The organism is Streptomyces sp. NBC_00057 (genome assembly GCF_045041165.1).
Taxonomy (GTDB): domain Bacteria; phylum Actinomycetota; class Actinomycetes; order Streptomycetales; family Streptomycetaceae; genus Streptomyces.
Genome location: NZ_CP108256.1, coordinates 703,913 through 730,203, shown reverse-complemented (window position 1 = coordinate 730,203; position 26,291 = coordinate 703,913). Strand labels below are relative to the sequence as shown.

27 protein-coding genes and 3 pseudogenes are annotated in these 26,291 nt (G+C 68.7%); 10 read left to right on the top strand and 20 right to left on the bottom strand.

Going from position 1 to position 26,291, the window contains the following annotated elements; translation table 11 throughout:
- Nucleotides 1–126 precede the first annotated feature (126 nt).
- Nucleotides 127–885, top strand: a complete 759-nt coding sequence (locus tag OG953_RS03725) for a GntR family transcriptional regulator (RefSeq protein WP_405682474.1) — start codon at nucleotides 127–129, stop codon at nucleotides 883–885.
- A 151-nt stretch (nucleotides 886–1,036) separates the two neighbouring features.
- On the opposite strand, the pseudogene OG953_RS03720 reads toward OG953_RS03725, so the two are convergent.
- The 5 genes and pseudogenes from OG953_RS03720 to OG953_RS03700 form a co-directional block, all read right to left on the bottom strand.
- Nucleotides 1,037–1,246: pseudogene (locus OG953_RS03720) on the bottom strand (transposase family protein); the annotation flags it as partial.
- Between the two features lie 181 nt (nucleotides 1,247–1,427).
- Nucleotides 1,428–1,814, bottom strand: a pseudogene (locus OG953_RS03715) (helix-turn-helix domain-containing protein); the annotation flags it as partial.
- Nucleotides 1,815–2,000: 186 nt separating this feature from the next.
- Nucleotides 2,001–2,462, bottom strand: coding sequence for a universal stress protein (locus OG953_RS03710; protein ID WP_405682473.1), 462 nt, complete (start codon nucleotides 2,460–2,462; stop codon nucleotides 2,001–2,003).
- A gap of 871 nt (nucleotides 2,463–3,333) precedes the next feature.
- Nucleotides 3,334–3,483: a CBS domain-containing protein gene (locus tag OG953_RS03705; protein WP_405682471.1), complete on the bottom strand. Its 150-nt coding sequence runs from the start codon at nucleotides 3,481–3,483 to the stop codon at nucleotides 3,334–3,336.
- 185 nt (nucleotides 3,484–3,668) lie between these two features.
- Complete coding sequence (locus tag OG953_RS03700) at nucleotides 3,669–4,745, bottom strand: YbhN family protein (RefSeq protein ID WP_405682470.1); 1,077 nt, start codon at nucleotides 4,743–4,745, stop codon at nucleotides 3,669–3,671.
- A gap of 254 nt (nucleotides 4,746–4,999) precedes the next feature.
- Between OG953_RS03700 and OG953_RS03695 the strand changes: the two genes are divergently transcribed.
- The 5 genes and pseudogenes from OG953_RS03695 to OG953_RS03675 form a co-directional block, all read left to right on the top strand.
- Nucleotides 5,000–5,287, top strand: a complete 288-nt coding sequence (locus OG953_RS03695; RefSeq protein ID WP_405682469.1) for a cation-transporting P-type ATPase — start codon at nucleotides 5,000–5,002, stop codon at nucleotides 5,285–5,287.
- Nucleotides 5,288–6,217: 930 nt separating this feature from the next.
- The gene (gene ftsH, locus OG953_RS03690) at nucleotides 6,218–8,185 is read left to right on the top strand and encodes an ATP-dependent zinc metalloprotease FtsH (protein ID WP_405682467.1); all 1,968 of its coding nucleotides are present in this window, start codon (nucleotides 6,218–6,220) and stop codon (nucleotides 8,183–8,185) included.
- A 7-nt stretch (nucleotides 8,186–8,192) separates the two neighbouring features.
- The gene (locus tag OG953_RS03685; RefSeq protein WP_405682466.1) at nucleotides 8,193–8,756 is read left to right on the top strand and encodes an HPP family protein; all 564 of its coding nucleotides are present in this window, start codon (nucleotides 8,193–8,195) and stop codon (nucleotides 8,754–8,756) included.
- 1,068 nt (nucleotides 8,757–9,824) lie between these two features.
- The gene (locus OG953_RS03680; protein WP_365689956.1) at nucleotides 9,825–10,058 is read left to right on the top strand and encodes a hypothetical protein; all 234 of its coding nucleotides are present in this window, start codon (nucleotides 9,825–9,827) and stop codon (nucleotides 10,056–10,058) included.
- 151 nt (nucleotides 10,059–10,209) lie between these two features.
- Nucleotides 10,210–10,410, top strand: a pseudogene (locus OG953_RS03675) (transporter); the annotation flags it as partial.
- Nucleotides 10,411–10,767: 357 nt separating this feature from the next.
- Here the strand turns inward: OG953_RS03675 and OG953_RS03670 are convergent.
- Complete coding sequence (locus OG953_RS03670) at nucleotides 10,768–11,028, bottom strand: SHOCT domain-containing protein (protein ID WP_405682464.1); 261 nt, start codon at nucleotides 11,026–11,028, stop codon at nucleotides 10,768–10,770.
- Nucleotides 11,029–11,669: 641 nt separating this feature from the next.
- Nucleotides 11,670–12,044, bottom strand: a complete 375-nt coding sequence (locus tag OG953_RS03665) for an NADH-ubiquinone oxidoreductase-F iron-sulfur binding region domain-containing protein (RefSeq protein ID WP_405682463.1) — start codon at nucleotides 12,042–12,044, stop codon at nucleotides 11,670–11,672.
- 373 nt (nucleotides 12,045–12,417) lie between these two features.
- On the opposite strand from OG953_RS03665, the gene OG953_RS03660 reads away from it, so the two are divergent.
- Nucleotides 12,418–14,085, top strand: a complete 1,668-nt coding sequence (locus OG953_RS03660) for a GAF domain-containing protein (protein WP_405682461.1) — start codon at nucleotides 12,418–12,420, stop codon at nucleotides 14,083–14,085.
- A gap of 18 nt (nucleotides 14,086–14,103) precedes the next feature.
- On the opposite strand, the gene OG953_RS03655 is transcribed toward OG953_RS03660, so the two are convergent.
- The 3 genes from OG953_RS03655 to OG953_RS03645 all read right to left on the bottom strand — a co-directional run bounded on the left by OG953_RS03655 (nucleotide 14,104) and on the right by OG953_RS03645 (nucleotide 16,304).
- Nucleotides 14,104–14,814: a response regulator gene (locus tag OG953_RS03655; protein ID WP_405682460.1), complete on the bottom strand. Its 711-nt coding sequence runs from the start codon at nucleotides 14,812–14,814 to the stop codon at nucleotides 14,104–14,106.
- 107 nt (nucleotides 14,815–14,921) lie between these two features.
- A complete protein-coding gene (locus tag OG953_RS03650; protein WP_405682459.1) occupies nucleotides 14,922–15,383 on the bottom strand; it encodes a Crp/Fnr family transcriptional regulator in 462 nt (153 codons plus the stop codon).
- A gap of 189 nt (nucleotides 15,384–15,572) precedes the next feature.
- Nucleotides 15,573–16,304 carry a helix-turn-helix domain-containing protein gene (locus OG953_RS03645; RefSeq protein WP_405682457.1) on the bottom strand — a complete coding sequence of 244 codons (732 nt, stop codon included), beginning with the start codon at nucleotides 16,302–16,304 and terminating at the stop codon, nucleotides 15,573–15,575.
- 719 nt (nucleotides 16,305–17,023) lie between these two features.
- Between OG953_RS03645 and OG953_RS03640 the strand changes: the two genes are divergently transcribed.
- Both OG953_RS03640 and OG953_RS03635 read left to right on the top strand, forming a co-directional pair.
- The gene (locus tag OG953_RS03640; protein WP_405682456.1) at nucleotides 17,024–17,179 is read left to right on the top strand and encodes a hypothetical protein; all 156 of its coding nucleotides are present in this window, start codon (nucleotides 17,024–17,026) and stop codon (nucleotides 17,177–17,179) included.
- 27 nt (nucleotides 17,180–17,206) lie between these two features.
- Nucleotides 17,207–17,368 carry a universal stress protein gene (locus OG953_RS03635; RefSeq protein WP_405682455.1) on the top strand — a complete coding sequence of 54 codons (162 nt, stop codon included), beginning with the start codon at nucleotides 17,207–17,209 and terminating at the stop codon, nucleotides 17,366–17,368.
- On the opposite strand, the gene OG953_RS03630 is transcribed toward OG953_RS03635, so the two are convergent.
- From OG953_RS03630 to OG953_RS03615, 4 genes are all read right to left on the bottom strand, one after another.
- Entirely contained in the window at nucleotides 17,369–17,986 is a 618-nt protein-coding gene (locus OG953_RS03630; protein WP_405682454.1) for a universal stress protein, read from the bottom strand. It abuts the gene before it with no gap.
- Between the two features lie 51 nt (nucleotides 17,987–18,037).
- Nucleotides 18,038–19,039, bottom strand: coding sequence for an Acg family FMN-binding oxidoreductase (locus tag OG953_RS03625; protein ID WP_405682452.1), 1,002 nt, complete (start codon nucleotides 19,037–19,039; stop codon nucleotides 18,038–18,040).
- A 158-nt stretch (nucleotides 19,040–19,197) separates the two neighbouring features.
- A complete protein-coding gene (locus OG953_RS03620) occupies nucleotides 19,198–19,851 on the bottom strand; it encodes a CBS domain-containing protein (protein WP_405682451.1) in 654 nt (217 codons plus the stop codon).
- A 211-nt stretch (nucleotides 19,852–20,062) separates the two neighbouring features.
- Nucleotides 20,063–21,490, bottom strand: coding sequence for an MBL fold metallo-hydrolase RNA specificity domain-containing protein (locus OG953_RS03615; protein ID WP_405682450.1), 1,428 nt, complete (start codon nucleotides 21,488–21,490; stop codon nucleotides 20,063–20,065).
- Nucleotides 21,491–21,701: 211 nt separating this feature from the next.
- On the opposite strand from OG953_RS03615, the gene OG953_RS03610 reads away from it, so the two are divergent.
- Entirely contained in the window at nucleotides 21,702–22,097 is a 396-nt protein-coding gene (locus OG953_RS03610; protein WP_405691600.1) for a putative PEP-binding protein, read from the top strand.
- Here OG953_RS03610 and OG953_RS03605 read toward each other — a convergent pair.
- The 6 genes from OG953_RS03605 to OG953_RS03580 all read right to left on the bottom strand — a co-directional run bounded on the left by OG953_RS03605 (nucleotide 22,021) and on the right by OG953_RS03580 (nucleotide 26,204).
- On the bottom strand, nucleotides 22,021–22,530 hold the full coding sequence (locus OG953_RS03605; RefSeq protein WP_405682449.1) for a cation:proton antiporter: 510 nt from the start codon (nucleotides 22,528–22,530) through the stop codon (nucleotides 22,021–22,023). The two genes, OG953_RS03610 and OG953_RS03605, sit on opposite strands and share 77 nt — an antisense overlap.
- Before the next feature lie 18 nt (nucleotides 22,531–22,548).
- Nucleotides 22,549–23,424, bottom strand: a complete 876-nt coding sequence (locus OG953_RS03600; protein WP_405682448.1) for a universal stress protein — start codon at nucleotides 23,422–23,424, stop codon at nucleotides 22,549–22,551.
- 138 nt (nucleotides 23,425–23,562) lie between these two features.
- On the bottom strand, nucleotides 23,563–24,189 hold the full coding sequence (locus OG953_RS03595) for a CBS domain-containing protein (RefSeq protein WP_405682446.1): 627 nt from the start codon (nucleotides 24,187–24,189) through the stop codon (nucleotides 23,563–23,565).
- Nucleotides 24,190–24,201: 12 nt separating this feature from the next.
- Nucleotides 24,202–24,447, bottom strand: a complete 246-nt coding sequence (locus OG953_RS03590; RefSeq protein WP_405682445.1) for a hypothetical protein — start codon at nucleotides 24,445–24,447, stop codon at nucleotides 24,202–24,204.
- Nucleotides 24,448–24,594: 147 nt separating this feature from the next.
- On the bottom strand, nucleotides 24,595–25,287 hold the full coding sequence (locus OG953_RS03585; protein WP_405682444.1) for a CBS domain-containing protein: 693 nt from the start codon (nucleotides 25,285–25,287) through the stop codon (nucleotides 24,595–24,597).
- 47 nt (nucleotides 25,288–25,334) lie between these two features.
- Entirely contained in the window at nucleotides 25,335–26,204 is an 870-nt protein-coding gene (locus OG953_RS03580; RefSeq protein ID WP_405682442.1) for a universal stress protein, read from the bottom strand.
- Between the last annotated feature and the right edge of the window lie 87 nt (nucleotides 26,205–26,291).

Below are 26,291 nucleotides of genomic sequence, written 5' to 3'. Positions count from 1 at the left end.
AGCCTTTCGGGAAGAGAACGCGGGCTGTGCGGCGGGAGGGGCCTGATCGGTGAGCCACGTTCGGGAGCGGATAGGCTCACGTTCCACAGCAGCGGCGATGGGCGGCTGAGGGAGAAGGAGAGCAGAATGGCGGTCGCGGGGGGCGGCACCACCGGAGCCCGGTACCGGCGGCTGGCGGCTGACCTGCGCGAGGCCATAGCTACCGGCGCCTACGGGTCGGACGGTCGGCTGCCCAGCGAGGAAAAGCTCGCCCAGCAGTACGGCGTCTCACGCGGCACCGTCCGTCAGGCGCTGGCCGTACTGCGCGCCAACGGCCTGGTCACTTCCCGACGTGGCACGCGCCGCGTCGTGCTCGGCACCGCACGTACACAGAGTTTTTTCGAGTTGCTGAGTTTCACCCGATGGGCACGCTCGCTCGGAGAGGAACCGGGCAGCCGCACGATCGACATCGAACGCCGTCCCGCAGAACCGTTGGAATGCGCGCAGCTCAGCCTCGCTCCGGGGTCGCATATATACCGGGTGCTCCGGCTGCGGACGCTGTCGCGTGTTCCGATCATGATCGAGAGGACTCTCTACCCGGAGCGGATCGGCGCCCTGATCAAGCGCTTGGATCCCCACGCGATCTCGCACACCGATCCACTGGCGGAGGAGGGAGTGGTGTTCGCGGACACGGAACACACCATTGACCTCGTCTACGCCGATGCCGACGACGCGCGCCTCCTCGGCTGTGCTCCGGACGCGCCGCTGATGCGGGAGCGGCGGCGGGCCACGGACCAGGCGGGCAGACCGTTGATGTGGTCGGACGACCGCTTTCTGCCGGGCACGATTGCTTTCACGGTGCACAACTCAGTGGCGACGACGGCGCTGTCGCGCCGACGCGGCTGAGCTGAGCTGACCGGCCGTCATTGCCGTCGTCCGCCGTGCGAGGGTGGTCGGCTCATGTCCGGTGCCGACCGGCGAACTGGGCCCAGTCGGGTTCCGGCATTCCCGGCCGCGGTGCCACCACATCCACGCGGCCGGTTCACCAACACGTCTCCAATGTGCGCAACCGCAGTCCGGGCCGGTCGGGGGCGGCGAAGCCGCGCTCGGCCAGCAGGGCCCGGATCTCGCCGATCGCCCGGCCGACCGTGGACGAACCCACCTCGTAGAGCACGCCGAGCGCGGCGTGGGTGAGTCCGGTCCGCAGGTGCACCAGGGTGACCGGCAGCCGGTCGGCGAAGACCAGCTCGTACTTCGGCCCGGCCCCCACCCGTGACCAAGATCAACCGCAAGGCGGCTCGTAAAAATGTCCCCCCGGGCAACCGAGTGGCGACAGAACGCGTCTCCATGATCGAAGCAGGCCACGGGAAGGAGCACGGCATCACGCTGTCCACGAGCCAGGTCCACCGGCTCGTCGTCGAGCGGCCCGACAGCCCACTGCGTTCGGCCATCGACTTGCGCGACCAGTGGGTGGCATTCTTCGGGAGCTCCTCCAGCGTGCTGACCACGACCGCCTCCACCTGGTCGACGCTGATGGCGGGCGGCCGGCCTGGCCGGGGCTCATCCACCAACCCGTCCAGCCGGGCGGCCAGAAACCGCCGACGCCACTTGCGGACCGTATCCGCCGCTACCCGCAGATCCCGCGCCACCACAACAATCGGCGGAACGTCAGGACGTGCACACGCCAGCACGATCCGCGCCCGTAACGCCACCGCCTGCGCAGACGTCGCCCGCCGGGCCCAACGCTCCAACACCGCACGCTCGTCAACGGACAACAACAACGGTTCCAGCTTCGGACCACGACGCGGTGCTGGCACAACCGAAGAAGCACTCATGCATGAACTAACGACGAATCTCGGGCGCAGGACACTAGGAACACTCACGGCATATGGAGGCGCCGAACCGGACACGGTGCAGCTGACGCCCGCGGGTTTCAGCGAGCAGATGAGAGCGACGACTTCTTCCTCGTCGTTGTCTCCGGGCTGGAGGGCAGAAGCAACGTCGTTTCCCGGTAGGCGAGTTCATTTCTGGTGGTGGCGGGGACCGCGTACGACGACGACGGGACACGAGGCGTGCTGGACGCAGTGCTGGCTGACCGAGCCGAGCAGTGCCTCGGCGAATCCGCCGTGGCCTCGGTTGCCCACGACGAGCAGCCGTGCCCCGGCGGCGGCATCCAGCAAGACGGCGGCTGGGTGCCCTTGGGCAGAGCGGGGACGGATCTCGACGGGTTGTTCCGGCCCGAGGACCTCGTCGATCACCCGGTCGAGGAGCTTGCGCGCCTGCTCCTGGTAGTCGGCCGGCTCCGTGTCCGCCGGCGGTGCCAGGCCGTACCAGCTCGTCGGGAACTCCCAGGCGAAGATCGCGTCGACCACACCATCCATCAGCTCAGCCTGGTCGGCCGCCCACCGCAGTGCAGCCTTCGACGGCTCGGAGCCGTCGACGCCCACCACGATCCGCAGAGCGGACGTTGCGTTGTTACTCATTCGCCCACCTGCCTGCTCCCGAGTGGTTCCGCTTCCCACCCTCCCTTGACCAGCAGCAGTCCGCCACCTCAGCCGACGGGGCGTGCGCATCATCGCGAGCCTTCTCCCACCGCCTGTCCCCGGAACGACGGCCGGATCTGCAAGGCGGCCGTCGGACCGGCCGCGGTCTGCCAGTACTCGCCGTCCCGGCCCCATCACAGGCCACCACGGCCTCCGGGCCACCTCGCCCGTGCGCCACGTCCGAGGCCGCTGGGCAGAGTCGATCTTGCGAGCGCAGCCGAACCGGACCTGTGCTTCACAACTGCTGGTACAGGGACTGGCCTCGAGCTCGGCGAGAAAGGAGTTCGAGCGGGCGGCGAGCCGGGCGAACGCTTCACGGTCCGGTCGCTGCCCGCCCGCGGCCGACAGACAAGCGTCGAAGGCGCCCCGCCAGGCCGCAGCATGGACCAGGGCCGAATCGATGACGACTTCGTCGGTATCAAAGACCACGGCTCGCAGCGAGCGCAGGCAGGCAGCCGGGACGGTGTGCCGCTCATGACGGCTCCCTTCGTCAGGGAGTCCTCTCCATGGCACCGCGAGCAGGCTCTTCGGTGCGCAGGCCGCCGACCGGCTCTGCGCAGTGCCCACAGACGGGCACCGCACCCTCGTCGCAGTCTTCGCCGACCGGCTGGTCGGCGTGGCCGACGATGCCGGCACCGCCGACCACGCCCCGGCACAGGTACCGGCACTGCGTCCGGACCGGCCGCTGGGACGGTTATGCGACCAGACCTCCATCCTCACGGGGCATCGCGAAGAACGACGCAGTGCGCACGCGGAATGGTGGGGCGAGCAGCGTGTCCCGATCACGCCGCTCGGCGCACATCCGGCATGGTCAAGGAGTCGCGCAGATGGACTCTACGAAGTGCCTCAACTGCTTTTCCGGGAGATGCCGAGCGAGCTCGGCTTCGGTGATCACGCCGATCAGCCGGTGCTCGTCGATGACCGGCAGCCGCCGGGTCCGGTGCTCCTCCATGGCGTGCAATACCTGCTCCGTGCCCGATCGGAGCGACCGAGACCGTGTGACCAGTACCGCTTCGCCGGTGGCTCACCGGGTCCGTGTCCCGGTGAGCCACCGGCGCCAGGCGACGGGAGGGCCGGTCGGGTGCCTGGGTAACCAGGGCGGACGAGGTTCTCGTGGCGCCCCATGGAGACGACCCAGCGGCGCTCTCATCCAGTGCGCCGGTCAGGTCCGGCGCGGTGGTTCGCGCGTCGCGAGCTGAAGGTCAGACCGAGCCAGCACGCCCAGCCGATGGGTTGCAGCGCCCAGTAGCTGGCCGTCCGGTAGAGCAACGTGACCGCGATTGCCTGGTCGGTGCGCAGCCCGTACAGCACGAGCAGCGCTGTCAGGCTGGCCTCCACCACACCGAGACCGCCCGGCGTCAGCCGCAGGCTGCCCGTCATCTGGGTGAGCGTGTACGCCACGAGGATCCCGCGCCAGGGAACGCCGATGCCCAGCCCCCACGCGCAGGCGAGGAGGCAGGCCGCATCGCACGCCCAGTTGAGCAGCGCGAGGGTGAAGGGCTGCCACCATGGGCGCAGCCCCGGTCGAACGGCATGGACGTGCCGGACGAGGGCAAGCAGGCCGTCCTCGATGTTCAGCAGCTGCTGGGAACGTACCCCGAGCCGCCGCCAGAGCCGCCAGAACCGACGGCGTACCAGCTCGAAACGGGAGAGACCAGCCACAGCGCCCACCATCACGCTGAGGACCGCCACGAGCCCGAGCACCACGGGCCGCAGCGCGCCGAGCCCCGCGGAGCCGCTCGTCAGCGCACCGGCCACCAGCAGCGCAAAGAGCGCGGCCACCGACAGCACTCCCGAGACGGCCAGCACCGCTCCCGCGAGTACCTGCCCGACACCCCTGCGCCGCAACTGCGTGAACATCCATGCGGCCGCGAACGCCGCCCCGCCCGGCAGTGCACCGGCGACGGCGTTGGCCGCCAGCACGATGGTCCCGACGACCCTGAGGCGCAAGCGCGCCCCGCCCATCCGCAGCAGCCACTGCTGCAGCGCGATCAGAGCGCCGAGAGACGCTGCCTGGAACCCGGCGACCAGGACCAGCCGGGGCAGCCGGACTGAGGCGATCAGGTGCAAGGCCGCAGCCAGGTCGTGCCGCCGGTACACGGCGACTACCGCCGCGATCACCAACAGGGCGACGGAGCCTAGCCACCACAGCCGACGTGGCGCCCTGAAGGGTGCGGCAACGAAGCCCTCGCCATGCTCGACGTTCTCGTCCGCGCCGTCCATGTCGGACACCGTACGGCGCCACACCGCCCGACGAGATGAGCCGTAAGCGAACCGTCCTGTACCGGGGCCACCGGCGGTCCCGTCGTGCGCGCAGCTGTCCGCAAGAGGCGCCGGGACGGAGCACTCACCTGACGAAGGTGCAGTCGGAACGCGCAGCGGCCTGCCTGCCCGCCCCGGTGCAGGCAGCCAGGCACGGGCCGCAGCCGAGGTGTCGTTCCGCCGACGGGCTCGGAACCGGACCTGACCTCTGCTGAGTGAAGAGTCGCCACGAGGCGTGGGTGCGGCCGCCGGGGCTCGACCCCGAGGAGGCGGCGGAGCCGCTCCTGCGCGATCTGCACAGTTCGCGAGCCGGTTTGACCTCCGTCGAGGCCTGGCAGCGGCTGCAGTACGGCCGCAACGAGCTGCGCCGACGCGGCGGCCGACGCTGGCCTCGGGAACTGGCGCGCCAGTTCCCGCACCCGCTTGCCCTGCTGCTGTGGCTCGCCGCAGCCCTGCTCGCAGCCGCCTTCGTCTACGCCCCGCCATTCCAGAAACTGCTGTGAACCGCCGCCCTCCCGGCGAGTGATCTGCTGTTCCTGCTTCCCTACCCCCTCATCATCTGGGGCGCCGACGAACTCCGCCGCTACCTGATCCGACGGCACAACCCCCTTTCTCCCCAACAGGGATAGCCTCAACGCTGTACGCGCCGCCGGGATCGCGCTTACGTTCATCGAGAGACCGTCGCACCTATGAGTGGCGGGGCCTGTGGAGCGCGCAACGGCTTCTCGCCTGCCGCGCGGGTCGTGCTCCGGACCGGCTTGGAGCCGGCAGCAGGGGGGCGCGGCGGCGCGAGCGTGGCCAATTCTGCGCTCTGGTGTGGGGAAGTACGAGCAGTGTCAGTACGGCGGCCGCGATCGCCGTCAGGACGATCGTGACGATCAGCTAGGTTTCCGCCCAGGCCATGCAGACTGCTGACGGTTGCGTCAGTAGCCGGGGCGGTGGGTGGGTTCACTGCCGTGCCGCCACTCGTGCGGGCCGGGGACGGGCATCCGGCCGCGGCGGGCCTCCCGGTGCTGTCCGGGGTCAGTTTCACCCGGGCGAAAAGAACCGGTTCCCACGTCTGGCCGAGGACGGCCTGTACCTTGTCCCGCGCGTACCCGGCCGCGTCCGGCGGCAGCTCCCCGAGGACCTCCACCTGGACCTCAGGGGCCTGCTGGGGGCGGATCGTTTCATGGCAACCTCCTGAAAATGGCGCTTTCCAGACTTGTCGCCCACGGTCTGTGTGGTGAAGGGCCGAGGACTCGTGGTCCTGGTCGGCCGGTTTCTCCGGTCGGGACCGCGCGTGACCAGGACCCGACTCGGTGCGTTCGCTCCTGCCGATGGCGGAGAAGGCGTTGATCCTGGAAGTGGGACGCCCACCTGCGATCCACGCCTCTTCGGATTGCGGGAACGGTCTCGCCCGAGGTTCGTCCTTCCGCCAAGGGAGCCGTCCGGTGATCACATCAGTTCGTCTGTCAGGCCGGCATCTGTCACGCTCGGCCAAACCGGGGCCCCCGCGCGAGGCGCCCAAGCCGCCGGCGCCTTCGCCGGGGCCTTCCTGGTCTCGCTGGCTGCTGCCCGTCGCCGCCTTGGTCTTGTTGCTCGTGGTGCTGATGCGAACTCCCTCCCCCCCAGGGGGCGCATCGCTGTCGTACAGCGAGTTCGTCGGCAAGGTGAGCGTCGGTCAGGTCAAGACGGTCGACATCGACGACAAGGGCGCCATCAAGGGAACCCTCAAGGACGGTAAGAAATTCACCACGCGGATACCCACCGCTTTGGACAACAGCCGCCTGGAGCAGCAGTTGCAGTCCAAGAACGTGGAGATCACCGCGTCCCGGAGCAGCAGCGGCAGCCCCCTCGGGACACTGTTGGTGCTGCTCCTGCCGCTGCTGTTCATCGTCGCTCTTTTCGTGTGGACCGGCCGCCAGGCAGCAAGGACACTGGGCGGGGGGCTCAGCGCCATCGGGCGGGCCCGCGCCAAGATCATCGAGACCGAGCGGCCGACCACCCGCTTCGAGGACGTCGCGGGCTACGGGGGCGTCAAGCAGGAGATCAGCGAGATCGTCGACTTCCTGCGCAGCCCCGAGCGCTACGCAGTCGCGGGAGCCAAGGGACCACGTGGTGTGATCATGGTGGGCCCGCCGGGCACCGGTAAGACCCTCATCGCCCGCGCGGTGGCCGGTGAGGCGGAGGTCCCGTTCCTGTCGGTGACCGGCTCGGCGTTCGTGGAGATGTTCGTCGGTGTCGGGGCCTCCCGGGTGCGCGACCTGTTCGCCGAGGCGCGCAAACGGGCCCCCTCGATCATCTTCATCGACGAGATCGACGCCGTCGGCAGCCGTCGCGGCGGGGCTGCCCGGCTCGGCGGCAACGACGAACGCGAGCAGACCCTCAACCAGCTCCTCGCCGAGATGGACGGCTTCGACCAGGCCAGCGGCATCGTCGTCCTGGCCGCGACCAACCGGCCCGAGGCCCTCGACCCGGCGCTGCTGCGCCCCGGCCGCTTCGACCGGCATGTGACCGTGCCACTGCCCAACCAGGCCGAACGGGCGGCCATCCTGGCCGTCCACGCCCGCGGCAAGACCCTGGCACCGGACGTCGACTGGGACAAGGTCGCCCGGGCCACGCCCGGCTTCTCCGGCGCTGACCTCGCCAATCTGGTCAACGAGGCCGCCATCAATGCCGTCCGGGCAGGGGGTGCCGTCATCGACGCCCAGGGTCTCGGCGACGCCCGCGACCGGCTGCTGCTGGGGCGGCGGGAGTCCACCAACGCCCTGCTGCCCGAGGAACGGTACTCCGTGGCCGTCCACGAATCCGGACACGCGCTCGTGGCGGCCCTGTGCGAGCACGCCGACCCGGTCGCCAAGGTCACCATCCTGCCCTCCGGGCCTTCGCTGGGTGCCACTGAGCAGCTCCCGGAGGCTGAACGGCACCTGTACAGCGAGGGCTATCTGACCGACCTGCTGACCGTCCGGCTCGGCGGTCGCGCGGCCGAGCTGGTCGTCTTCGGCGAGGGCTCGACCGGTGCCGCCGACGACCTGGCCGGCGCCACCCAGCTCGCCGTCCGTATGGTTCGCGAGTTCGGCCTGTCCCCGGCCCTCGGCCCCATCGGATACGGCTCCGGAGCCTCCCGCTACCTCGGCGGTGAGAGCACCGAAGAGACACTGCACCGGCCCTATTCCGAGCAGACCCAACGCATCGTCGACGAGGAGACCGCCCGCCTGCTGCGGCAAGCCGAGGAACGCGCGGTGGCTCTGCTGCGCGACCACCGGGAGGCGCTGGACACCCTTGCCGGACTGCTCACCACTCGCGAGACCGTCGACGGATCCGTGGTCCTCGACGTACTGCAACAGCAACAGCAACAGCAACAGCCGTCGGACGGCCACCACACCGCGGCGAAAGGGAAGCCGACGCCCTCCCCATGACGCCGCGGTGACGCTCGCAAACAAGAAGGAGGCGACCATGGAGGAGCAGCAGCCGGGGGTGGTTCACGGTGAGCAGGAGGTCTTGGCGCGGACGGTCGCCGTCGTGATGCGCACCGCTGTGGTCACGATCGATGTCGACGAAACCGTGCTCGTGGCGTGGGAGTTGCTGGAGCGATCCGGCTCCCGTCACCTTCCGGTGGTGCATCCGGACGGTCGCTGTGCCGGCCTGCTGGACAGGGCCGACGTGGCGGTCGTCTGTGCGGCACCGGCCGCCTCGCTGTCCGGCCTGCGCGTGGGCGACCTCCTGCCCGCCCACAGGTCGGCGCTCGTCCATGTCGAGCAGACCGTACGCCACGCAGCCGATCTCATGAGCTATACCGAAGCCGACGCCCTGCCGGTGCTGGCGGAAGACGGGCGTCTCGCCGGGGTGCTGACCGCAGCCGACATCGTCGCGGCCCTCGCCGGTCGTCCAGTGCAGAAGGAACCCGCCGACACGCGGCCGCGGGCCCCGTCCACGGTGTTGCCTGGGCTCCCGCCTCGGCGGGGCTACCGTGGAACGGCGGTGCCCTGAGCGCCCACCACTGAGCTGCGGCGCGCTGACACCTGGTATGGCTGTCGTGGTGTCACCCGACATCGGCGTCAGGTGCGTCCGGGCCCGAGCACGCAGGCGAGGTCCCGCGCTGCCTCATTCGCCCGCCTGCGGTCTCAGGTGTCAGTTCCCTGTCGATGGCCTGGCGGCGCGTGCGCCCTGTGCGAGCACGCCCTGTGCTGGGCTCGACGCCACCCGCGCTGCTGCGGACGCGGGCTGCGGTGATGTCGTTGTCAGGACTCCGGGCAGGGCCGACCGCTGCTGACCGGGGTCGAAGCGGGCATCATGTCCGGTCCGTGGTACCGGGGTGAGAGGACATCAGCCATTCGGCGTTGAACCTGGACTCCGGTCTCGGCAAGGACTGGTTCTGGGAGGGACTGGCTGGCCACTCTTGATGACACCGAGATCGAGGACTGTCGCCGGACGTTGTGCTTGGACCGCGGAGTCTGCTCCACGGCCGTTCGTGATCGCGGTTGCCGCGACCCGCAGTGGTTCTGCAACCGAGGCGTCGTTGTTGCTGCCCCGCGGCCGACCGTCCCCGGGGGCGCACGACGGTTGCTTCGTTCGGTGTCGGCGCAGGCCGCACTGTCCGGCGCGCAAAGTTGGTGGCCGGGAGGGCTTGCGGTCCGCAGGAGGATCGTGATGAGCGTTCGTGTCGTGGCGGGTACGGCTCACCGGGCTCTGGCTGTGGGTGAGAGGCGGAGCCGTTCGAGGGCAGCGGTCACGTTGCGGGTGGCCCGGGTGGTCCAGAGCCTGGCGGCCGGGACGAGTTCCACTGGAAGGGGCGACGCCTTGCTCGCCGGCCGCAATGTCGATCCCGGCAGGGCTGAGGTCGCGCAACAGCCGCAGCTCCTGGAGATCGTCGGAGCTGACTGGCTTCTCGAACGAGCATCACCGGGAGTCTCACCGCGCCCATATGAATGACTTCCTCCAGCCCGCCATATGCGGATGAACGTGCCGCCGCAGGTTCGATGAGCTTTCTCGCTACGTTCGCAGGGGATCGGCGAAATGGCCGGACGTATCGGTGTACCCGTGAGGAGCTGGTCATTCATGGCCGTGTGCGAGGTCTGCAACAACGACTACGAGATGGCGTTCGAGGTGCATGCGGCAGGAGTCGTCCACACATTCGACAGCATCGAGTGTGCCGCCCAGAAGATGGCACCAAACTGCGAGAACTGCCAATGCCGCATCCTCGGCCATGGCCTTCAATCGGGCGGACAGTTCTTCTGCTGCGCACACTGCGCGCGCCAGAAGGGCTTTGCACAACTCGTGGATCACGCCTGAACATGATCGGCATCAGCTGGCGGGCGTTGTGGTGGTCGGCGTCAACGATTCGTCGCAGGCTCGGCAGGCGGCTGAATGGGCAGCGACAGAGGCCCGAAGGCGCTCTGATCCGCGGTGAGCCCGCCGAGGCATCCTCAGCGCGGCCGAGGCCGGACTGCTGTTGGGTTATGCCAGTCTCGAGGTGGCAGGGTGCCACAAGGCCTGGCAGCTGCTCTCGGCGGGAGTCGCCAGCGGGCTCGTCTTCTTCGCCCTCACCAACACATGCGGCATGGACGTCCTCCTGGCCAAACTGCCGAACAACCGGCCCCGGCCGGCCGACCGCGAACACACCCTGGCGATCCTGCGTCGCTGAACCCACCCGCATTGCCTCCCGACGGTGACCCTCCTGCTACCGCGCAGGGGCGCGGGACGACGTAGGCCGTCGGGCGATCCGCGCGTCACTCAGAAGACCGCCGCCTGGCCAGAGGGCAGTCCGCGCCGGCCCTGGACGTCCGACGGACTGCCCGGCCCCTTTGCACGCAGGGCGTCGAGGACGAGCAGGACGCGGCGGCTCAAGATGCCGTCCTGCTGGAGAGGGAGTGCGTTACCCTCTTCGCCCGGCGGGCCGGATCGCCCGACGTCACTGTCGGCAGCTCACACGATCGAGGCAATCAGCATCACCACCGCCGCAACCAGCACGGTGAGCGGCACCAACGGCCCCGCAGCCTGGTCACCGGGGTCCCGGTCGGTGGGCGGAGAGACGTTTGCGTGCCTCGGTGTACGCTTCCGCATCGATCTCGCCGGAGGCGAAGCGGCGGTCGAGGATCTCCTCTGGCGTTTCCCTCGGTGGTTTCCGGGGGTCCGTGGCGTCGTGGTGACCAGCCGAGTGCTGCGTCAGGCGCAAGACCGCCCACACCACAAGGCCGATCAACACGATCCACAGCAGGGGCATCAGGGCCAGCCAGGCCCAACCACCATTCCAGTACATCATCGTGGCTCACCTCCTGGGGACTCTTCCACTCTCCACGCGTATCGGTAGTGCGCCAGTGCCCATTGGTCTCGCTCCTCGGGCCGTTCGGGCCCTCTGGTGTCCACACGGTGGCTGTTCGGTCCCTCGCCGGTCACCCCAGGACCGGGGGCGGGTCCGGTCAGCCGCATCCGGCAGGGCTGTACAGCGGCAGCTGTGACCTGGTCATCGACCTTCTCGCAGCGAGGGCTCAAGTGGTGGCTCCTCTTCGCCGGCATGCGTACGGGATACGAAGAATCCACACTGGCTTCAAGGAGGACCGATTCTGGGCGTGCCCGAACCCATGGGCTCTGTCCGCGTGGATCCTGAGGGATCGATGCAGTTTGCACCGGCGTGTGCATGATCTCCCGTGCAATGGTCATGGCCGTCTCCTTCGAGCCCTGCACCGCAGCCGCCTTGACGCCTCACCCCGTAAGGGGCGATGAGTCGCAGCGGCCCCCAGTGGGGTATCGCACAAGGGGGGCTTCCCCCCGCACCTCTGCTCGTTCGTCCGTGCACACCACCCTCGTGATCGTTCGGCTGTGAACTGTGGGCCCCGTCCTGGGGCTGCGGCCGTTACTGGAAGGCGGCATGGATCTCCTGATCGGTTGCGCCGTGGGAGACGATTAGGAGTTCGTTGCCGGGCTGGAGCCCATCTCCGATGCGGGGACGGTGGGTTGGCCTTCGCGGATGACGCTGCCAGCGGGGAGGATGATCTCGGCGAGGGTGCGGCCTGCGGCGCAGGACTGCGGTGTGATGCATGGGTCCCATCCCGCCAGTCGGCCTCCGTAGGCGCGGGCGAGGCTGTGCACGGCAGGTGGGATCCGCCGCCCGAAGGCGCACAGGCACGCTTCGGCCAGGACATGCGACAGCCGTTTCCACTCATGTCCGGGCGGAGTGTCGGCGGACGCCAGTTCCAGGCCACAGCGCGAGCCCACGCGGCAGGGTGAGCAGGCGCCGCAGCTTTCGGAGGCGGCGAACTGCCAGATGTGCCGCAGCACCTCCTTGGGGGGGGGGCACACGCTGGTCGAACGGGCCGTAATAAACCAGCTGCCGTGCCGCCTCCCGAGCGGAATCGGGCACCGCCATCACCCTCACCCAATGTCCCTGTGTCGGTGACGGCCCGGCCGTCGCAGCGCGGTCCCGGGCCCGGGTGACTTCCTCTCTCCGATTCTGCGTCACCGTTCCGGGCCTCGCAGCCCGGCCCGCATGGGCGTATGGCACCCGCCCGGGTCACTTCCACCAGGTGCTTCTCGGCGCGCGGCCACTAACGTGGAGGTGTGGCCGGCCCCGGGATGTGCGGGGCGAGACGGAGGCACCGTGGGCGACAACAGAACTGAACGCTGCGGCGAGGAGCGCCGTAGGCTGAGAACGTTGCCGGAGGACCTCCAGGGGCGCCTCGACACCGTGAAGCGCGGTCCTGCCGAGGCGACCGTCCTGTTGGACGCCGTCATGTCAGTGGGCAGAGGGCTCGACCTGCCCCAGGTGCTGCACCGCATCGTCGAGGCTGCGGTCATTGTGGTCGATGCCGAGTACGGAGCCCTGGGAGTCATTGGTGAGGGAACCCGGCTCACGCAGTTCCTGCCGGTGGGCATCACGGGGAAGCAGCGCGAGGCCATCGGCCCACTGCCCGAAGGGCACGGCATCCTCGGCGAGCTGATCCGCCACCCCGAGCCGCTGCGGCTCACAGAAATTTCCGAGCATCCGTCGTCCTACGGGTTTCCGCCGAACCATCCCCCGATGCACTCGTTCCTGGGGGTTCCCGTCCGGGTCCGAGACAAGGTGTTCGGCAACCTGTATCTCACCGAGAAACGGGGCGGCCGCGAATTCGACGCCGAGGACGAGACCGTGCTTTCGACACTCGCAGTGGCAGCGGGAGTCGCCATCGAGAACGCCCGTCTGTATGCGCAGACGCGCGACCGTCAACGCTGGCAGGAAGCCAACAGCGAGATCGTCGCGGGTCTCCTGAGCGGAGAGGACGACGCACACATCCTGCACATGATCGTCGATCACTCCTCGCGCATTCTCGGCGCGGATCTCGGCGTCCTGGCACTTCCCGCCGGCGCCGAGGGAAAGTCCCTCCGTGTGGTACTGGCATCGGGCGTGGACGCCGAGATGCATCGCGGTCTGATCCTGCCACGTGAGGGATCGTTCGTCGGCGCGGCTCTCGACGCGGGCGAACCGATCACCAGCCTGGATGTCGCACACGACCCCAGGATCACCGAAGGCCCCCCGAGGTGGCCCGGGCTCGGCCCGGCTGTCGCGGTCCCGATGGTGACGGGGGAGCGGACCCGTGGGGTACTGCTGCTGGCCCGGGTACGGAACCGTCCAGCCTTCACCGATTCGGAGACCACGCCCCTGCTGATGTTCGCCGGACAGGCGGCCCTGGCGATGGAACTCACCGAACGGCGCGAGTCCGCCGAGCAGATCGCCCTGCTGGAGGAACGCGACCGCATCGCCCGGGATCTGCACGACCTGGCCATTCAACGGCTGTTCGCCACCGGGATGACGCTGCAGAGCGTGGTGCGGCTCGTGGAACAGCCACAGGCGAGCGAGCGGTTGCTGCGCGCGGTGGACGATCTGGACGAGACCATCAAGATCATCCGGTCCACCATCTTCGGACTCCGCGCCCGTGACTCGGGCCGGGCCGGCCAGGGGCTGCGCGCCCGGACGGCGACCACGGTCGAGCAGGCCGCACGGACCCTGGGCTTCCAGCCGTCCCTGCGGATGGGCGGTCTGATCGATACGGATGTGCCGGCCGAGATCGCCGACCAGGTGATCGCGGTCCTCGGCGAGGCACTGAGCAACGTCGCCCGCCACGCGAGGGCGACTGCGGTGGACATTTCGCTGGTGGTGGGTGACGGGGCACTGAACCTGGTCGTGCACGACGACGGTGTGGGCATGCCCGAGAACGGCGGTGCCCGAAGCGGGCTCGACAACCTCGCACGGCGCGCCGAGAAACTCGGCGGCGAGATGAATGTGGGGGCGTCGGCGCCGGGCGGCACCCGGCTGAGTTGGCGTGTGCCACTGCGGCTGTCTTGAGGTTTTGGGGCCGCACGGTCACCTCTGATGGTGCCCGGCACCGGGCGGCGCGGATTCCGTGGCGTGCGCGGCGATCACCGCCGCCTGGATGCGGCGCTCGACACCGAGCTTGGCCAGCAGACGGGAGATGTGGTTCTTGACCGTTTTCTCGGACAGGTAGAGGCGTTTGCCGATCTGGCTGTTGGTCAGTCCTTCACCGATCAGCGCGAGGACGTCCTTCTCCCTCGGGGACAGCCCCGACAGCGCGTCGTCCTCCGTAGGTGCCGTGCCGAGTTCCTCCTCGCGCAGGCTGTTCATCAGCCGTGCCGTGGTTGACGGGTCGAGGGTCGAGCGCCCGGAAGCCAGTGTGTGGACGGCGGTGACGAGGTCTGCCCCCTTGATCTCCTTGAGTACGTAGCCGGCCGCGCCGGCCATGATGGCGTCGAGCAGCGCTTCGTCGTCGTCGAACGAGGTAAGCATCAGACAGGCCAATTCCGGCATCCGTGAGCGCAGCTCACGGCAGACCGTGATCCCGTCGCCGTCCGGCAGTCGCACATCGAGAATCGCGACGTCGGGGCGGAGCGCCGGGCCGCGGGACAGTGCGTGGTCGGCCGTGCCGGCATCGCCGACGACCTTGATGTCGGGTTCCGCGTCCAGCAGATCCTGCACCCCGCGCCTGACGACCTCGTGGTCGTCCAGCAGGAACACGCGGATCGGATTCTGCGCCGAGAATCCCGTCTCTTCGCTCATGGTGGCCCTCCTCGCTGTCGACGGGCTGCGCAGTCCAACCCCTTACCCATCGTGGGTCCGCACAGGAGAGACGTACCAGGGCCGGACGGCCCCCCGCCCCGGACCGTTCAGGCCTCAGGAGCCTCGGCCCGGGGACCGTACAGTTGCAGCAGTCTTGTCCGTGTTCCGTACAGGCGCTCCGCCACCGTCTCGGCGACGTACTTGTACACCGCCCGGCCCAGCTTCGCATTTGCCTCGCACAACGAGCGGACGGCAGCTGCATCGAATTCCACGGCCTGTCCCGCCCGGATCACGTGCGCACCCAGATGCCACACGTGCGGGGAGAACAGCCAGGACCAGCCCAGCAGATCGTCCTGCCCCAGCGTCTCGATGACCGCCGCGCGACGGCCGGGCACACGGATGTCGACCTCGACCTGTCCGGAGCGGAGGACCCAGAAGCGGTCGGCCCGTCTGCCTTCCTCGAAGAGGCGTTCGTCGAGGATCAGAGGCACTTCGCGGGCCGCCTCGTCGAGCAAGCGAGCCCGGCTCTCGGGCGGGATCACATCGAGCAGGCTCCTGGCCGTTGACATGGACCCTCCGTTCCTGGCCGGCGATGTATACCCGCCCGCCTGCTCTGAACGATATGCGCGCTTTCGGAGGAGCGCTCGGCCGTGCTGCGTGGTGCAAAACGGAATCCACGCCTTGCCCATACGCCGCACGCCATTGGGCGGAACCTGCGACATCGGGTGCTTGGGCCTTGCCGTAGATCCCTGGCGGCATCACGTCGAGGGATCTCGGGGTTCACCACCAGTCGGAGCAGCGTGGCTCTTGAGCACGCGAATGCGGCGCCCGGTCACGCGGGAGGGGGTGATGGTCAGCCATACATTCCGCGGGCCGCCGGCCCACGGAGTGGTGTACGCGAGTTCGTCCAGCCTGCGCGAGGCTTCGGGATCGGTGACGGTTTCTGCCCTACCGACGAGAAGTACGCTCCACCCTTGGCTCAGCGCTTCGTCGATGTGATCCACTTCGAAGGCCACCGGATGGTCCGCTGCGGTTGCGGGCAGCGTGTTGTGAGCAGTGCGATAGGCGATCCGGTCACCATCCACGACGTAGTTGACTGGCAAGATGGCCGGCCCGTCGTCCGTCGTCACACCGATCCGGCCCACTCCGTGGGTGGACAACAATCGGTGGCACTCCTGGGGGCCGAGTTCGAGCAACTGGGTGTGATAGCCGGCGCGGCCGATGCCTGGGGGCAGCTCCGTTGTGCTGCCGGTCAGCTCGGCCACGGTGGTCTCCAGCGCCTGGGCCAGTCGCAGCAGAAACCCGATGCCGGGTGTGGCCTGCCGCTCCTCGACGTACTGGATGTAACCGGGCGCCGATCCGGCCCGCTCGGCCACTTGCTCACGGCTGAGCCCGAGCTGCTCGCGGCGCATCATCACCCGTCGGCCCAGGTCTCCTGACGGGGTTCTGTCCGGCTTGCTGTCCGATGAGTGGCTCTGTTCGTGCACCATGCTGCACACATCCTTCGTGCATCCGCTCCGGTCATCAGGCCGCCGCTGTTCTGCGTGCTCTTCGCCGCGTGCTCTCCTTCGACTCCATCGTGTGCCGCCGGGATGCGTGGCGCTTGGGCCGACCGGCCTGGTCTCGCGACCCGCTCAGCCCATGCCGCGGGCCGCACGGGGCGTGCAGGATGGTGGCACGCGCTCCTGCCCACACGCTTCGCGATGCACTACGGGCAAGGAACGGTGTCACAGGGGAATGAGGCCGGATCATGATGGAAGAAATGCCCCCCGGAGAAGGCCAAGGACACGGCGCGCCCCGCACCGGCACCCGGAGGCTGCCGATCCGCGCCTCGGATCGCATCCAGCGCTGGGGCAGGGTGCTCTTGGTTGTGGTTTTTCTACTGGCGGCACCCCTGGCGTCGGCCTCCACGGGCCGTGCGGTGCACGACGCCGAGACTCGTCGTGCCGCCACGCTCTCCGATGCAAGGAAGGTCGAGGCACGGCTCATTTCCGATGCCGGCGGCCCTGCTGCTGCAGCTGCCATCGGGCAGACAACGGTGCGTGCTCCCGTACGGTGGACACAGCCCGACGGTATCGCGCGCACGGCAGTGGTCAGTGTCTGGGCGGGCAGCCCGGCCGGCACCACCGTACCGATCTGGACCACTGCTCAAGGCGTGGCCACCAGCAGGGGACCCGCAACGCCAGGTGAGGCCGTTGCGTCTGCATGGATGACTGCAGCAGGGACCTTCACAGCGGCGACGGGACTTTTCATCGCAGTGTGGAAATTCTTCACGAAACTGGTGGACAGCATCAGGTGCGTGGGGTGGGAGAAGGAGTGGGACGAGGTGGAAGCCGAGCTGTCCGAGCAGTTCCGGAACCGGTAGCGCAGATCGGCGCCAAGCACGTCGTTCGTGCCGGATCCGTCTCTGAGGTGCTGGTGGCACGCCGACGCTGACGTGATTGTCATCGGATCCCGTCGGCGTTCCCACTCCATTGGCTCTCCACTCGGCCGCGTGACGCATGCTGTCCCGCACCACTCGCACTGCCCGGTCGTCCTCGTTCCCCACCTTTGATCAAAGGCACCCCTTGGGGGCCGGTGTCGCGGCCGCGCTCAGCGGGCGTCCGGGACGACGGCGACGGGTCAGCTCGCCGTGGCGCGATGTCGCCTGGTCGAGTGCGAAACGGGCGGCTGCCGACGGTCCTGCGGCGTCGCCGATTCCGACGACGATGCGGCCCGGCTTCGGCTGAGCGTTCGGTGCTGCCGCCGGGATCACGACAACCGGGCAGTGGGACCGGCCGGCGAGGGCGAGGCTTACGGACCCCAGGAGCATCCCGGCGATCCGGCCGCGGCTGCGGGAGCCGAGGACGACCAGGGCTGCGTCATGGCTTTCGTGCGTGAGCGCCTTCACCGGGTCTTCGGGCTGTATGTCGGCGACCACGCTCACCTCCGCATGGAGGCGTTGCGCACGTTCCTGTGCGGACGCGACGAGATGCTCGGCGAGGACCTGCTCGGCCGGACGCTCGGTGTCGAAGGTGGGACGCATGCCTTCGTAGCGCTCCCACAACGACGCATGGACGACGCGCAGGGGGCGCCGTGAGCGTGCCGCTTCCGCCGCAGCCCAGTCCAGGGCACGGAGGCTGCCCTCCGATCCGTCCACTCCGACGACTATCGGGAGCTGCGTCGCTCCCACCGCCTTTCCTGTTCGGGTGGCTGCCTGCCTCGATGCATGCGGCGCGAGTTTCTACGGTTCGATGGTCAGTACTTCGTCGAGTGGACGTCGCGGTGTACGTGGCCCGCTCGGCCCGTATCCCAGACGGATGATCATCTGCGGGTGTCCCGTGCCGTAGACCGGATCGCGCAGGAGCCACCGCAGGTCCGGCCACTCGAGGGGCTGGGTCGCGAACGAGGTGGACACCTGGTGGAGCGTGGCGGTGAGCAGAACGCGTTCCAGGGCCTGACCTGCGCTCAGCCAGTCCGTGGGGCGATCACCCAGGGTGCTCAGCAAAGCCAGTTGAGGTCGGTTCTCGAACAGGACACGGGCTCGGCCCGGGATGACCCCGGTTCCCGCGAAGTCGCGGGTGGTGGCTCGTTCGGAGGCGTCGCGGGGGCCGAAGGCGTAGTCGGGGATTCCGTCCACGGGTGCCTCGGTCTTTGTGTTCCGGGTCCAGTGCTCCTGCTCCGCCTCCCGTGCCGGGTCCCCGCGGTCGTACCCCTCGGCGTCCCGGATGAGTTCGAGCACGGTCTCCAGGTGGATCGGGGTCAGGAACGAGAAGTCCGCGCCCTCGGTACGGGCCGCGTCGGCGAGGCCTGCGCGGACGTCTTCAGGGATCACCTGTTCGTCGAACGGATAGCGGCTGGTGTGCCGGTCCCGGATCGCGGGGTGGAGAGCGGCGAGTGCTTCATCGGCGGGTTCCCGTGGAGCGTCGGGGCGGACGTCGAGACGGACGGTGGCCAGTGCGGCCGGGTGCGACGGTTCGGGCAGCAGTGTGGTGAGCGCGTCCAGGCCGTGGTGGGCGGCGGACACCCGCAGGTTCAGCAGGGCCGCGCCGCAGCCCACGTGCAGTGCACGGGTGGCGGGGTCGGCCTCCGGCATCGCGCGCTCGAAGTCCGCCCGGAGAGCGAGGGTGCGGCTGTGGCGTGTGTAGCGGAACTGCCAGGGTTGGGCGTTGTGCATGGACGGGGCGGCGGTGGCATCGGCGACGAGGTCGGCCAGTGTGGTGTCGTCGAGCGCTCTGGTGAGCATCGTAGGTCTCCCGGGGAGTCGGGAATGGTCGATGGCTTCAGCATGAAGCGGATCGCCGCCCTGTACGTATGGGCCGTTCGTCCCTCGGTCGGATCCGGATGGCCCCTCGGCAGGGCCACATCCCTTCCCTGTCCAGGCGGATGCCGGACCATCGAGGTCTAGGCGGATGCCTGGCTTTCGAGCCGGCAGTCCACGCTGACGACGCCTTCCACGGATTGAGCGAGGCGGGCGGCGACGGGAATGAGGGTGGCGTCGCGGACGCGACCGGTGAGTGTGGCTACACCCCAGGTGACGCTGACCTTCACGTTTCGGCGCGAGGCGGGGAACAGTCGGTCGACGACCTCGCGGCGTATCTCGGCGGCGAGGTCGTCGTCGGGACGCAGGAAGATCTTGAGGAGATCGGCGCGACTGACAATGCCCTTGAGGCTGCCATCGGCGTCGACGACCGGGAGGCGCTTGATGTGCCGGTCGGCCATGAGCCGGGCGGCCTGCGGGAGGGACGCGCCGGGCTCGGTCGTGACGGCGGGGCTCGTCATCAACTCCTCGGCCCGGACCGAGCCGGCCTTGGCGGTGTCTCCCAGGCGGCGCATGTGGTCGATCATGCCGGGCCCGTGCTCGTGGAACTCTTCCTTCGGGAGCAGGTCGGCTTCGGAGACGACGCCGACGACGTGGCCCCCGCCATCGACGACAGGCACGGCGGTGACTTTCCACCGCTCCATGGCGGCAGCGATCTCTTTGAATTCAGCGTCGGGGGTGACGGTGACGACGGTCTTCGTCATGACGTCGTTGACGGTGTACCGGGCGGAGGTCATGGCAGGTTCCTCGATGGGTGCGGGCGAGTGGCCGACTGCTGTCGTTGGGCTGAGCAGGTCCGATGCGGCCATGGCGTCGAATCTGCGACGAGCGGAGACTCCATGGAGTTCATGGTGTGCCTCCCCTCCCTCACTCGCAGCCTCGCACCGGGGGGGAACGAGCTGCGAGAGAGCCTCGTGGTGCCAGATTGCGCAAGCCGCCCGGCGCCGGTCAGCGGACCAGGACGGCCTCTCCGGGTCTGGGTACGACCGCTGTCCAGCCCAGCTCACGGTCGATCCGGTCCCGCAGGGCATCGGACGACGACTCCTCGCCGTGGACCACATAGGTCGTGCGCGGTGCGGGGGCGCCGCGCAGCCAGTCCATGATCTGGTCGGCGTCGGCGTGTGCCGAGAAGTGCGGGAGGTCGGCCACCTCCGCGCGTACGGGTACGTATTCGCCGAACATCTTGAGTGTGTGGGCACCGTCGACGAGGTCGCGGGCCCTGGTGCCGGTGGCTGCGAAACCGACGATGACGACGGCATTGCGTGGATTGGGCAGGAGCCGGTGGAGGTGGTGCAGGACCCGGCCGCCGGTGGCCATGCCGGCCGAGGAGACGATGACGGCGGGATCGGGCGTGCTGTTGATGTCGATGGACTCCTGGACGGTCCGGGCGGCCAGGAACGGGGCAGGGCTGATCGCTTGTTCGCCTCGGGCGAGAATCTCGGGCCGGATCTCGGAGGAACGGGCACGCAGCGCGTCGCGATAGACGTCGAGCGCGGCCAGAGCCATGGGACTGTCCACGTAGACGGGAACGGACCGTGGCAGGATCCCGTTGTGGCGCAGCCCGGCGAGTTCGTGGAGGACGACCTCGGTGCGGTCGATCGCAAAGGCGGGGATGACGGCGGTACCGCCGCGCGCAAGGGTACGTGTGAGTACGGCCGCGAATTCGGCCTGGGCTTTCTCGGGTTCGTGACGACGGTCGCCGTACGTCGACTCCGTCAGCAGCACGTCAGCGCCGGTGAACGGCTCCGCCGGCAGCAGCAGTGGGTGGCCGGGGCGGCCGAGGTCGCCGCTGGCGGTGAGAGTGTGGCCGTCCTCGAGGGTCAGGTGGGCCCAGGCCGAGCCGAGGATGTGTCCACCGCGGTGCAGTGTGAGCCGGGTGCCGGCCATGATCTCGACTTCGCTGCCGACCGGGACGGGGTCGAAGAACCTGACGGTGGTGTCGACGTCGGTTTCGTCATAGAGCGGTCTGGCGGGCCGGTGTTTGGACCAGCCGTGTTCGTTGGCGTGCTGGGCCGCCTCCATCTGGAGGCGCGCGCTGTCACGGAGCACGATCTCTGCGAGCCGGGCGGTGTGGGCGCTGGCCAGGATCGGTCCCCGGAAGCCGTGTCGAACCAGTCGGGGCAGATAGCCGCAGTGGTCCAGGTGGGCATGGGTGATGACCACGGCGTGGATGGACGAGGCGTCACACGGCAGCTTCGCCCAGTTGCGGCGGCGCAGGTCCGCGAAGCCTTGGAAGAGGCCGCAGTCAAGGAGGACCCGGGCATGGTCGCTCTCGATGAGGAACTTGCTGCCGGTGACGGTCCGGACGCCGCCGAGAAAGCGCAGCAGCGCGGGTCTCGACGCGGGTGCGGCCGGGTGTGGTTCTGCCTCGGACATCGCCGCCCCCTTACTTCGGTGGGTAGCAGCCAGCCGTCTTCACCATCACACCCCGGCCCTGGGGCGGGATGGGCCCGACAGGCCCCGGCGGGGACCGACCGGCCCATGCGGGGTGGGCACGCGCCGGGTCAGCCTGAGGGGGAACCTCACCGGAGAAGACACAGGAAGAGGGGCGACGTCGTGAAGGCACTCGTTTTCCAGGGCCCGGGGCATCCTGGCCGAGGACTTCGCCGAGCGTTTTGACGGTTTCTCCGTCGGGAGCAACGACCTGACCCAGCTCACTCTGGGCGTGGACAGGGACTCCGAAGCCCTCGTCCATGTCTTCGACGAGACCAACCCCGCAGTCACGCGCAGCATCCAGAGCCTTGTCCCGCGCGCCCAGTCCGTCGGCCGCACGGTCGGCCTCTGCGGCCGGCGCCCCAGCGACGACCCCGCCTTCACGGAATTCCTGGTGAAGAGCGGCATCGACTCGATCTCAGTGGCACCGGACAGCTTCGCCGTGGTGAAGCAGCACGCGGCTGCTGCCGAACTCAACCTGCACGGGGAGGGTCGAACGGCCCCACCAGGGACCCGACAGCCCCAAGCGGGCCTGTCGTCCAGCGACTGAAATAGCCCAGGAGGGCCAGTGCCAGGACGCCCGCTCCGGCTACGTCCTCGGTGGCCCAGCCTCTGCGCAGGGCGGAGCGCAGCAGCCATCCGACCGTCAGCCCGAGCGCCGTGCCGTAGACCAGGCCGATGGCGAGTTCCACGAGGGCACTTCCGGAGGCATGGGTGTCCGACGCACTCCCGGCCGCGGCGACTCCGGCCAGGGCGAGCACGACGAACGGGGTGGCGATACCGTCGTTCGGACCGCTCTCGATATTGATGAGCCGACGGATCCGCGCGGGCACCACCGGATTGACCATCATCGTGGCGCCGAGCGCGGCGTCTGTCGGAGCGAGTGCGGCCGCTACGTACAGTGCGGCCCAGCCCGACACCGCCGGGAGCAGGCCCATGGCCAGCAGGGTGCCGAGACCGATGCACATCGGCAGTCCGAGCAACAGAAGCCCGTACAGACCTTATTCGTGAGCGACGACGGCGACCGGTGCGGTGGAGTGATGGAGTATCGCGTGAGTGATCGGGCCGATGTGTGCGCCGAGCGAGGACTGGCGGATGCGACGTCCGACGACGATGAGGCCTGCTTCGGAACCTGCCTCCAGGATTTGCTCGGAGGCATGTCCGACCTCTACCTGTGCGTCGAGGCTGACCGCCGGGTACATGTCCCGCCAGGGCTTCAACATGGCGTCCAGGCCGGTGTCCATGCTTTGAGCGATCTGCGCATGGACTTCCGGATTGTACGCGGACCCTGAACCCGCCAGAGGAGGCGCCATCCAGCTGTGCAGCGCACGGAGTGTGCAGGCCCGCCGTGATGCCTCGTCGAATGCGAAGGCGAGGAGAGCGTCGCACGGTCGGCTGATGTCGATGCCCACGACCATGTCGCGGTCCAAGTGGCATTCTTGACCGTGCGGCAATGCGTCCTCTGTCGCGCGCACCAGGACAACGGGCTGCTCCATGGCGTGGATGACGGCCATGCCGACGGAACCGAGGACGAAACCCCTGAGCGTGCCCAGCCCTCGTGAGCCGAGGACCACCATGCCCGCAGTGGCTGTGGTGCTGGCCAGTGAGTCGGCCGGTTGCCCGTCGAACGATTCGGTGCTGATGTCCAGTTGGGGGTGCTTCTCCAGCAGTTCCTTGGAAGCCTCGCGAAGGAGGGCCTGCGCCCACTGGCGGCGCAGATCGGACCTGGCGGCAGGAATGCTGAGGGGCGAAAACCATTCTTCGGCATGTACAAGGTGCAGCGGTGCGCTGCGAAGGAGTGCCTCCCGCGCGGCCCAGTGGGCCGCCGCGACGCTTTCCGCGGATCCATCGAGGCCGACGACGATGCGTTGATTCATGATGGCCTTCCTCGGACAGGGACTGAATTGCGGTCAAGGGGCTCGCCTCCTCCGAATATCTGAAGGTGGCGTTCCTGCGACGGTGCGGGCCTGCGAGGTCATCAACTCGGGTACTTCGCGAGGTGTCGCAGTCATTTTCTACCGCTGGATGCCCGTTCGTACGTCGACCGGCATGTCGTCCTGTTCGTAGTTGAGCCGATTGATCACGTCCACGACACCGTCGACGCTCCGGCACAGACGCAGGATGATGGGGACTAGGCTGTGCCGTCCCACGGTGCCGCTGAGGGTCACGAGACCGTCGGCGACTTCGACGGTCAGAGACGACGGGCTGAGCCGGAGCGTGTGGGTCAGGACCTCTTCGAGGATCTCCTCCTGGATTGCATGGTCCCTGCGCAGGAAGAGTTGCAGGAGGTCGCTGCGGCTCAGGACTCCGATCAGCCGACCGTTGTTGTCGACGACTGGGAGTCGCTTGACCTTGTGCTTCTCCATGACGCGGGCGGCGCGGACGACGCTCCACTCGGGTGCCGCAGTGATGGCCGGGTGGCTCATGAGACCGACTGCGGTGTTTGCGCCGCTCCTGGCGTTGCGCCTGCGGAGCAGGTCAGCTTCGGAGACGACGCCCACGGCACATCCCTTCTCGTCCACGACGGGCACGGCCGTGACGCCGAACTCGTCGAGGAGCCGGGCGATTTCCTTGAACGTGGTGCCGCGCTGGACGCTGACGGCCGTGGGCGTCATCAGGTCGGCGACGCTGCGATGCCTCATTGTCCGTCTCCTTCAGACGGGGACTTCGGCGTCGAGCCGGGCCGTCACGTCCACGACTCCCGGCACCGTGCGTGCGATACGGATCAGCACGTCGTCGAGCGATGGGTCGGGGATGGAGCCGTGCAGGTGGGCGATGCCGCCGGACACGCTGATCCGCCAACGTCGCATGGTCTCGACGATGTCCTCGAAGGGCGCTCTGCGGTTGACCGAAATGACGGCGTGCGTCATCACGTCGTCGACGGTGCGCAGATGTTTCATGATTCCTCCAGGAACAAGGGTCCGTGTATGTCCGAGCGTCGACATGGTTGTGTGCCGGCGGTAGGACCACCCGGTGCCTGTCCGGGACCGGTCGGCCCTGGGGATCCACGCGAAGCGGTCGGCTTTCCCGTCCCATGACGTGAGTGCTCAGCGGTCGCGCGTGTCATGAGCTGGATCGAGATCGGGAGCCAGGTCGTCTACGGCGTATTCGAGGGACTGGTCGACGCTGACGACACCGTCGACGGATAGGCATAGGTGTTCGATAATGGGGATGGATGAGTGCTCCTCGACCCCGCCACTCAGGGTGACAACTCCTTCCTGCACGGCTACTGTCATGCCCCCCGGCGTCATCCGGAGTGTCCGGCCCAGTACCTCGTCAACGATTTCATCGCGTATGGCATCGTCGTGGCGGAGCATGGGGCGCAGCAAGTCGGAGCGGCTGACGATGCCTACAAGCGTTCCGGTTTCATCGATCACCGGAAGGCGTTTGACGCCCCGTTCGTGCAGGAAGCGAGCGGTCTCGACGATGCCCCACTCCGGCCGGGCCGTCAGTACGGGGGTGGACATCAGATCGCCGGCCGTGCGGGCGTCCATGGTGTGGCGGTCCACGGTTGCCGCCTTGCGCAACTGGTCACGGCCCTCCGTGTCCGGCACTCCGGCTTGCCTGCGGAGCAGATCGGCTTCGGAAATGATGCCGATGGGGTGGTGGCGGGTGTCCACGACGGGCAGGGCCGAGACATCGTTGTAGGCGAGGCTCCAGGCGACCGACTTGAGCGACGCTTCGGGGCTGGCCGTGGCCACGGCCCGGGTCATGACTTCCGAGACAGTGCGATGCATCATGGTCCGATTTCCCTTTCGTTTTCGTTCAGGGCCGTCGTTCAGGGCCGTCAGCCGTGGGCGATGACGGCCACGGGGGCGGCGGCGTGATGTAGGACGGCATGAGTCACCGGCCCGAGGTGTGCACCCAGAGGAGAGCGGCGCAGGTGCCGGCCGACGACGACGAGGTCCGCACCCGCCGCGGCCTGGACGAGTTGGCGGCTCGCGGGTCCCTTGAACGCATTCTGGGTGACGCTCACCGACGGGAATTTATGGCGCCAGGGCAGCAGCAGCTCGTCCAGCATCTGTCCGACACTCCGATCGACTTCCCGCTCGTCGTCGGAGTGGATGAAGGGGAACCCCCTCTGGGCGGGAGGAACCTTCCAGCCTTGAATCACCCGCAAGGCGCAACCGCGACGGGTGGCCTCTTCGAAGGCGAAGGCGAGAACCCTGTCGGGTGCTTCATGGATGTCGACGCCCACGACCATCTCGCCGTACCGGGTCGGCCCGGCGTCCCCCAACTCATCCGCCACCCGTACGAGAGTCACCGGCGTTTCGGTGGCTACGAGGGTCGCCATGCCCACCGAGCCGACGAGGAACCCCACCAGACTGCCCAGGCCGCGGGAACCGAGGACGAGCAGGCCCGCGTCAGCCGCTTCGACGGCCAGGGCTGCGGCCGGCCTGCCGGAGAGATGCCGGGTGGTTTTCTCCAGATGCGGGTACCGACGGCGTACATCCTCCAGGGCCTCGGCGAGCGCCTCATCGGCCCATCGGTCGGCCGTCTCGCGGCCCAGCCGCGGAACGGCGGGGCTGATAGGCCAGTCGATGACGTGGACGAGCCTCAGCGGCACCTCCCGCAAGGACGCCTCCCGAGCGCCCCAAACGGCGGCCGCCCGGCTCTCGGGGGAGCCGTCGACGCCGACTGTCACGAGGTGCTTCATGGCGGGAACCTCCTGCACGCCGCAGGTCTGCGCTCTGCTCTCAGCCTGGGCCTGCAGGGCAGGGGCGGAGGAGGGGCCATGCGGCCC